The sequence below is a fragment of the Sphingorhabdus sp. genome (assembly GCF_046154385.1).
In the GTDB taxonomy this organism is placed as follows: domain Bacteria; phylum Pseudomonadota; class Alphaproteobacteria; order Sphingomonadales; family Sphingomonadaceae; genus Sphingorhabdus_B.
The window spans coordinates 1-5223 of sequence record NZ_JBJXFW010000056.1 but is presented as its reverse complement, the minus strand read 5'-3'; the positions used below and the strand labels follow the sequence as shown (position 1 = coordinate 5223).

Below are 5223 nucleotides of genomic sequence, written 5' to 3'. Positions count from 1 at the left end.
TTGGTGTTGGTCATCTTTTCCCACGGCTTTCCCCGTCGCCCATGAAGGCCACTAGCGCAAACTAGGTTGAGGTCGATAATTTATGGTTAATTTTTTGTGCTCGGCACGAACGCACAACCTTGCAATTTTTCGCATTCGACTAATTAATGTCCGTGCCATGCAAACAAATTGATTAGTCGTAAGTTTATTGCGCTTCATCCTCAACCGCTTTCACCCCGAAGTCGAAGTGGATCCGCACCCACACGCCCAATTGCGGCTTGTTGTCGACACGCGGAGGTTTAACCAGAAACTGCCATGCAGCGAGGCGTAATGCTTTGGCAAGGCCGGTGCCGCGGGGGTTTTCACCAATGATCTGACAGTTTTCGACGCGATTATGTTCCGCCATACGGCACGCAATGTCAGCAGAGGCACCGGGTGGTATCCGTTTGATGGTCGCAAGATAGGGTGCAAGCTCGGCATCATAAGGTTCACGTAGCCAGGCAACAGGATAGAGCTGAGCGCCGCCGGGGCCAAGCCCGGGACCCATCATGCCTTTATTACCCTGTCCGCTACCTTTGCCGTCACCTGCTCCAGCGCTACCGCTGGAGGGGAGCTTTGACAGGTCCATCGCATCGAATTCGGACTTACTGACCTTGATGAATTCAGGGCTGGGCGGTGGTGCCCTGACCGGGTTGACCGGCGGTAATAATGGCTTGGGAATTGGCGGGTTGATGGTACGCTGCCGTTCTTTGGTGACCGGTGTTTCGGTGTCGCTCTTGTCGGCAGATGCGGACTCCGTTTCCGCTTCAAGTGCAAAGGTACTGAGGCCGCGCTTACCCGCCTCTGGCCCACCCGTTCGCATACTCAGGCTTAGTATCGCAATGATAATCAGTGCCTCGAGAAGCAAGGCAATGATAAGGCCAGCGCCACGCCGTCGAAGATCCTCGCGGTCCCATTCTGTCTGTTCTGAATATGCCATGCGACGGCAGCGACCTTTAGGGCATCGGCCATGCCTTGCAATGTTGGATTTGGTGCAGCCAAGAGCCGTTGGACGGTGGCGTCAGCTCAAAGCGGCACGAACCTAACCTTCAAACCATCCTTCGGCTTCGGGATTGGCCATGCCTGCCATTCCGGCACATAACCTTCGGCAATTTCGACATGCACGCTGGTCAGCAAATGATGCATGAATAGCTTCATTTGCATATAGGCAAAGTGCAGGCCAAGGCACATATGCGCGCCCCCACCGAAAGGCACCCAAGCATATTTGTGCCGCGCCTTGACCTTGTCCGGCGTAAATCGCATAGGGTCGAACACCATCGGATCTGGCCAATATTCTTCCATCATATGGACATAGGCGGGGCTTATGCTGACGGCTGTGCCTTTTGGAATGTGAAAGCCCATGAATTCAAAGTCACACAGTGCACGGCGCGGGATTGAGGGAACGGGCGAAATCATCCGTAACGCTTCTTTGAAAGCATATTCGGTCAACTCGAACTTATCGAGATCGGAAAAAGCGATGTCGCTTCCGGCGGGCGCGATCGACAGGCATTCCTGACGCAGCTTTTCCTGCCATTCAGGATGCTTCGCCAGATACCAGATCATTGAAGTTACCGAGGACGTTATAGTGTCGTGCGCGGCCATCATCAGGAAGTTCATATGATCGATCAGCTCGCCATCGGACATATATTCGCCGTCTTCACGCCGTGAACGGCAGAATTGGCTGAACATATCCTGCCGGTTTTCGTTGCGGCGGCGTTCGGCAATTTGCGGCCCGAAATAGTCGATTAGATATTTGCGACCAGCAACTCCGCGGCCCATGGACGTGAAAGGAATGGGTGCACGGATGGGTGCAACCGATGCCTGCACCATGTCGACAAAGGCGGTGTTGATCTTGTCCGCTTCCGGGCCAAGGGGAATGCCGAGGAAACTGCTTGCGGCGACATCAAGTGTCAGTTGCTTGATCGCGGGATAAAACAGCATGTCACCGCGCCAGTTTTTCAGTTGCTCCGAAAATATGCGGTTCATGTCCTGCGTATAGGCTCGCATCGGTTCAGGTTTGAATGCGATGCCAAGGGCACGCCGATCCATGCGGTGATGATCAAAATCCATCAGCATCAGCCCGCGAGGGAAAAGTAAGTTCAAGACTGGCCCCCAGCCTTGTTCCGAAGAAAAAAGCTTGTCGCGGTCGAACAGCATCAGTTCGTTTGCTTCGGCGCCCACCATCGAGATTGTAGGATTGCCAAAGGCGTTGGTGCGGAACACCTTACCGTAAGTTTTGACCATATGCGCGCCATAGGCAGGAGGGTCGCGCAAAACCCGGAAGGTTGTCCCGACAATCGGCAGGCCATTTTCCCCGGGGATATGAGACAGATCGCCAATCTTTTTGCGAGGAACCCAATGCGGGTTTGCAGCTTCGCTATGGGCAAGTGCCATACAGGGAATTCCTTATGTTAATCGCACGATTAAAACTTACTGCCACCGTTGTCAGTAAGGTGCAAGCAGGAATTCCATCAAGATAACGCTTAGGCTATTCACAGGCAGAAGGATTGTCGTGTGAAAAAAGCGGCCGTGCCGGGGGCATGGCACGGCCGCAAGACGCGCGCAACCAGGGATTGTCCGCGCGAATAAGGGTTTTAGAAGCTGTCCTGACTAAATGGCGCGCGCTTGCCCAGACGCCGCGCCTCGATGGCTTCGTCGGCAACACGCGTCATATAGTCCAGCTGTTCGAACTGCGCCTGACGGCGGGCTGATGGTGTCATATTGGCAAAGCTGGTTACCAGATCGGCTGGTTCGTGGCCTGTGATACCGATTACCAACGCCAGAAAAATTGAAGCGAATCCAAGAGATGTAAAAACGACGAGCGCTGAATCCGGCGACATATTTCCTCCGATATCTTTCAAATTTCTGCCGGATAGACAATAAAATCAGACCATCCGCAGTTAGAGAAGAATGGCTTAGGCGGGTTAATTTTCCCTGATGCCAATTGGCCAACGGAAAATTTACCATCCTGATTTTCGTGGATCGCGCTTACGAGACTTAGAAGTGACTTCGTAAATTGTGAATTGAAGCCGCCATGATTAAAATGTAGACCTGAGAGCGGTAACCTAATATGCGGCTCCAAATTTTGCTCTTGGCGCATCGGGAATAGATAGACAAATACCTAATGATTGACGTCAATTACTTTGCGTTGCTGGTTGCTTGCGCATCGATGACTTTGTTCTTGTGCTTTAATGCAGTGCGACTTTGCGCTTACCTGAATCTTGTGGACGTTCCTGTCGGTCGCAAGCAGCATAAAACCCCTACACCACTCATGGGTGGCGTCGTAATGATAGCCGCTCTTGCCCCTGTTGCGCTTGTTTATGTTTTTTCCGGGGTTTCCGACCGCTGGTTCGGTTCTTTGCTTATCTGGATAGCATGTGTGACGATCATGGCATTTGTGGGTCTTGCAGACGATCGCCACACCCTTTCGCCTCGCGTGCGTCTGCTCATCTCGTTTCTTGTATTCGCAACAGCAGCGGCAGTTGACCCAACTTTCAACGTGAGGGTTCTGGATTTCAACTTACCCAAGTTCAGCATGGGGCTAGGGACGTGGTGGATTGCGATATTGTTCACAACGACGTGCTGCGTAGGGCTGATTAATGCCGTAAATATGGCTGATGGAAAAAACGGGTTGGTCTTAGGCCTATCTATTGGCTGGCTCCTTATTTTAGCGACGCGGGCTCCGGAAACGCTCACTCCATTCATATTTTTGTTTGCAGCTGTGCTGGCGGTATTATTCATGTTCAACATGGCCGGTCGCTTATTCCTAGGTGATGGCGGCGCTTATGCGATTGCCACTGCCATCGGTTTGTTATCTATCATGATTTACAACACCCCGGGCGTTGAATCGTTGCGCGCTGTATCTGCTGAAGAAATAATGCTGCTGTTTCTTGTGCCGGTTTTCGATTCTTTCCGTTTGACCTATACTCGGCTGCGTCAAGGGCGCTCGCCTATGTCTGCTGACAGAGATCATTTGCATCACCACATTCAGTCGATTTTCGGTTGGCCTTTCGGGCTGATCTTGTATTGGGTAGTTGCATTAGTGCCAGCGGCTCTTTTGTTTTTTGCAGGCAATACAAAATTCTAAAGAAGTGAGAATAATGAAACGCATTTTTATTACAGGTACCGCTGGCTTTATTGGATTTCATCTAGCGAAGCTGCTAATTGAGCAGGGGAATATTGTCGCCGGATATGATGGCATGACCGACTATTACGACGTCAACCTGAAAATTAAGCGTCACGAGATACTCAAAGCCAGCAATGCGTTTTCCTGCACCACAGCTATGCTGGAAGATTCAGACCTACTGAGGGAGGCGATTGTATCATTTGCACCGGATGTAATTGTCCATTTAGCCGCTCAGGCCGGAGTGCGGTATAGTTTGGAAAATCCACGAGCATATATCGATGCCAATATTGTCGGGACTTTCAATGTAATGGAATGCGCCCGCGAACTCGGTGTTTCTCACTTACTGATGGCGTCGACCTCGAGCGTTTATGGCGCTAATGAAAGCATGCCTTTTTCTGAAACAGAGAAAGCTGACACGCCGCTCACCATTTATGCTGCGACTAAAAAAGCTAATGAGGCAATGGGGCATTCCTACGCGCATATTTATGGCTTGCCGACCACAATGTTCCGGTTTTTTACGGTTTATGGACCCTGGGGTCGCCCGGATATGGCTTTGTTTAAATTTACCAAAGGTATATTGGAAGGCACGCCAATCGACATTTACAATGACGGCGACATGTGGCGTGACTTTACCTATGTCGAGGACCTCGTTCGCGGAATTTCGTTGTTGATCGATACACCTCCAGTACGACCAACATCCCCAGATAAAATTGGGGAGGGGGATAGTCTTAGCCCCGCCGCGCCCTTCCGTGTTGTGAATATAGGTAATTCAGACAAGGTCCGCCTCTTGGACTTCATCGAAGCAATTGAAGAAGAGCTCGGCCGCAAAGCCATTCGAAATTACATGCCGATGCAACTTGGCGATGTGCCGGCCACTTGGGCAAATGCTTCTCTTCTGGCGACGCTGACAGGATATCAGCCGCAAACCCCTTTCCGGGAAGGTGTGGCGCGTTTCGTCAAATGGTACCGAGAATATTATCAACTTTGAAGTTTGAGTTTTTCTATGTCATCCAAAATGCAAGAATTGCCAGCGCTCGAAAATGTTCGGATCGCAATCATCGGGCTTGGTTACGTTGGCC

General features: G+C 51.3%; 5 protein-coding genes. 2 read left to right on the top strand and 3 right to left on the bottom strand.

Features of this window, described 5'->3' with window-relative positions; genetic code table 11:
- Positions 1-184 precede the first annotated feature (184 nt).
- The 3 genes from ACKVOS_RS12215 to ACKVOS_RS12205 form a co-directional block, all read right to left on the bottom strand.
- Positions 185-958, bottom strand: a complete 774-nt coding sequence (locus ACKVOS_RS12215; RefSeq protein WP_409212280.1) for a hypothetical protein — start codon at positions 956-958, stop codon at positions 185-187.
- A gap of 86 nt (positions 959-1044) precedes the next feature.
- A complete protein-coding gene (locus ACKVOS_RS12210) occupies positions 1045-2412 on the bottom strand; it encodes a cytochrome P450 (RefSeq protein WP_409212279.1) in 1368 nt (455 codons plus the stop codon).
- A gap of 200 nt (positions 2413-2612) precedes the next feature.
- A complete protein-coding gene (locus ACKVOS_RS12205; RefSeq protein ID WP_409212278.1) occupies positions 2613-2858 on the bottom strand; it encodes a hypothetical protein in 246 nt (81 codons plus the stop codon).
- A 284-nt stretch (positions 2859-3142) separates the two neighbouring features.
- Here ACKVOS_RS12205 and ACKVOS_RS12200 point away from each other — a divergent pair, with 284 nt between their 5' ends.
- Positions 3143-4105: a glycosyltransferase family 4 protein gene (locus tag ACKVOS_RS12200; RefSeq protein WP_409212277.1), complete on the top strand. Its 963-nt coding sequence runs from the start codon at positions 3143-3145 to the stop codon at positions 4103-4105.
- Between the two features lie 13 nt (positions 4106-4118).
- Positions 4119-5132 carry an NAD-dependent epimerase/dehydratase family protein gene (locus tag ACKVOS_RS12195; RefSeq protein ID WP_409212276.1) on the top strand — a complete coding sequence of 338 codons (1014 nt, stop codon included), beginning with the start codon at positions 4119-4121 and terminating at the stop codon, positions 5130-5132.
- Positions 5133-5223: the final 91 nt, after the last annotated feature.

Excerpts from the sequence above, each read along its gene's own strand:
- ACKVOS_RS12215 (WP_409212280.1), bottom strand. The coding sequence starts at position 958 with ATGGCATATTCAGAACAGACAGAATGGGACCGCGAGGATCTTCGACGG.
- ACKVOS_RS12210 (WP_409212279.1), bottom strand. The coding sequence starts at position 2,412 with ATGGCACTTGCCCATAGCGAAGCTGCAAACCCGCATTGGGTTCCTCGC.
- ACKVOS_RS12205 (WP_409212278.1), bottom strand. The coding sequence starts at position 2,858 with ATGTCGCCGGATTCAGCGCTCGTCGTTTTTACATCTCTTGGATTCGCT.
- ACKVOS_RS12200 (WP_409212277.1), top strand. The coding sequence starts at position 3,143 with ATGATTGACGTCAATTACTTTGCGTTGCTGGTTGCTTGCGCATCGATG.
- ACKVOS_RS12195 (WP_409212276.1), top strand. The coding sequence starts at position 4,119 with ATGAAACGCATTTTTATTACAGGTACCGCTGGCTTTATTGGATTTCAT.